Below are 2,374 nucleotides of genomic sequence, written 5' to 3' on the forward strand. Positions count from 1 at the left end.
GGAAAGTCCCTACGTCCGTAGGCTCAACTCCGCCTCGCATAAACTTCATGCTCGGCTATCAGCAAATTACAGGCGCAACTTCCCTGACTTTTTTTTGCTGATACCAAATTGTTAAAGAACTTTAACAGCCTTAATTGCTGTAGAGGACTAATCGCCCTTTAGTACTGCTTCTGTTAATCTACTATTGGTGCTTTTACCTCAATTGCTAAATTAATAGCTTTGAGAAATCTTTCATACCAAAAAAGATAATTAAATTATTATCTTTTTCATTTTAGTCATCAGGAGATTATTATGTCAAGAAATTATGCAGATAAATTAAAAGCTATTAGAAAAGCAGAGGGAATGACTCAAAAAGAATTTGCTGAAATTACAGGCTTATCACTTGGGACAATACGAAATTATGAAGCTAATCAAAATGAAGCTAAAGCATTAATAGCAGAAAAGACATTACAAGTACCAAAATTCAATAAATACACTATGTGGTTAATGACCGATACCACAGTCCCAACATCGGTACAGATTGCCCCTGATTTATCAGAAATAGAAACAACTGAAATCACATTAAAAGTAAAGGATGGAGTTCCTGAAATTTCACCAAAAAAAGCTATTCTTACCAGCTTATCTACGTTGAATGATAAGGAATTAAAAAAACTCCAGAATGTATTATCTAGAAAAGGCGCTACGTTTCTTATGGAGCTATTAGAACAAGAAAATCAAGATCTTATTAACTTACGAGGATTCCGAAAATTTGTCGCATTAATGCTCAAAGATCTTGATGACCAAGCAGTTAGAGAGATTTGGGATAGAATTGAGCAGAAAAATAAGGGTGAAACTGATGCGCTACCTGAAACGATGCAAAAAACCTCTTGATCGCTTTTAATCCTCTATTTGATATCCTCGTTTTTTTTTGCTGGCAATGTCAGGCGAGGATATTAAAAGTTATTATTTATAACTGACTGAGTTAAAAATTATAATCATATCAATTATCAATTATCAATTATCAGTATCTTAGTTATAAGAAAATAAAAAAAACAAAAAAAATCCTTCCAAAATTAACTCACACCGCTCACCGCAAGTCTGTGACCGAACGTAGTGAGCGAACAGACGAGGAAGCGGAATATCACCCGAATTGTCAGAGAAAAACGGTCACGCCTCTCTCACTATGTAGTTAAAAGCAATGTTGCGTGGACGGTTTTCGTTTGCGGTGGGAACGACTCTAGATGGATCAAAAGAAGCTACGCCACCCCAATCATCATTTGCGCCGTCCGCGACTCTTGCGTTGCACCAATCGGTAATGCCAAAAGCGCCGTCCGCTGAAACAGGAGGCGCAGCCCCTCCTCGTCGAACAAATCCAATACGTCCGGTTATATTTCGTATTGCGTCCTCTTGATAGCTTAAAACCACTCTGTCTGGGTCAACATCTCTCCCAGCATCCCAACCACGAATAAAATAACCTCGCAAATCCGGCAACCTTCCTGATGGATATGCTAGTGCCAACTTAGGACATTTGACTTTATCAAAAGGATCACCATTGCATATCAAATAACCTTTCGGGGGTGTGGCTTGAGGCCAAGGGATAGGAGCTCCAACTGGATAATTGTTAACGGCGTCTACATCAGAGATTAATGCTAAAGTTCCCGCTTTTTCAGGGAAATAAATACTAAATTTTCCAACTTTTTCAAAATATGAACGTTGGTCATTATTATTAGAACCTATCCGCCAAGTGTTTCCATTAGCAGCGATTAATTCTAGATATCCATGCGTAGTTGTAGATTTAACCTGTAATGCAGGAGCTTTTGAGTCCACTCCACCAGTAACAATCAATCTACCTGATGTTAATACGTCTCTAGAACTTTTCTTAGCAAAGATAGTATTACAAGTTTCAGCAAATTTTGGATCATTGCCAAGTGCCTTTGCTATTTTTTTCAACGTATTCAAATCTACAGGAGCCGTATCTACCAACGCCATTTTTGCCTTATTCGCTTCTTTTTCAGATAACTTTTGAATGGCTTGATAAAGTTGATCATGCTGGTTTTTATCGAGTCGTATGCCAAGATTTTCAATCACCGTACAAACTTCTTCTTGCAAAGCGTCACATATTTCTTCATTTAAATCTGTTGCTGGCGTTCCCGTAGTTGGATCACCATCGGTAAAGCCGTTTTTTCCCAATCCGAATTTATCTTTTTGGGCTGTAGGCGTATCAATTCTATGCATTATTTTCCCCTGTTTTTCCTTCTGGATAAGCAAAAAGCACTTTTGTATGTGAAGGGCATAGGCGTTCAATCACACATTCAACAACACCATCACCCCAAGTACGAAGTGAGGAATTGCAAGGACTACGGCAAGTCATTCTGCGTACATTGGCATCGGCTGG

At 38.5% G+C, this 2,374-nt stretch carries 2 protein-coding genes and 1 pseudogene; 1 reads left to right on the top strand and 2 read right to left on the bottom strand.

The features are described from left to right. The first annotated feature begins 291 nt into the window (after positions 1-291). Positions 292-870: a helix-turn-helix domain-containing protein gene (locus G468_RS23250; protein WP_071846914.1), complete on the top strand. Its 579-nt coding sequence runs from the start codon at positions 292-294 to the stop codon at positions 868-870. Positions 871-1,146: 276 nt separating this feature from the next. Here the strand turns inward: G468_RS23250 and G468_RS23255 are convergent, their stop codons facing one another. After that, entirely contained in the window at positions 1,147-2,214 is a 1,068-nt protein-coding gene (locus tag G468_RS23255; RefSeq protein WP_071846915.1) for a phage tail protein, read from the bottom strand. Then, a pseudogene (locus G468_RS24975) lies at positions 2,207-2,374 on the bottom strand (DUF2313 domain-containing protein); the annotation flags it as partial. The pseudogene G468_RS24975 and the gene G468_RS23255, both read right to left, overlap by 8 nt.

Origin of the sequence: Arsenophonus nasoniae DSM 15247, from assembly GCF_000429565.1 — a bacterium.
GTDB classification, from domain to species: domain Bacteria; phylum Pseudomonadota; class Gammaproteobacteria; order Enterobacterales; family Enterobacteriaceae; genus Arsenophonus; species Arsenophonus nasoniae.

Bases quoted from the DNA above. Each gene is read 5' to 3' on its own strand.
- G468_RS23255 (WP_071846915.1), bottom strand. From the start codon at position 2,214: ATGCATAGAATTGATACGCCTACAGCCCAAAAAGATAAATTCGGATTG.
- G468_RS23250 (WP_071846914.1), top strand. From the start codon at position 292: ATGTCAAGAAATTATGCAGATAAATTAAAAGCTATTAGAAAAGCAGAG.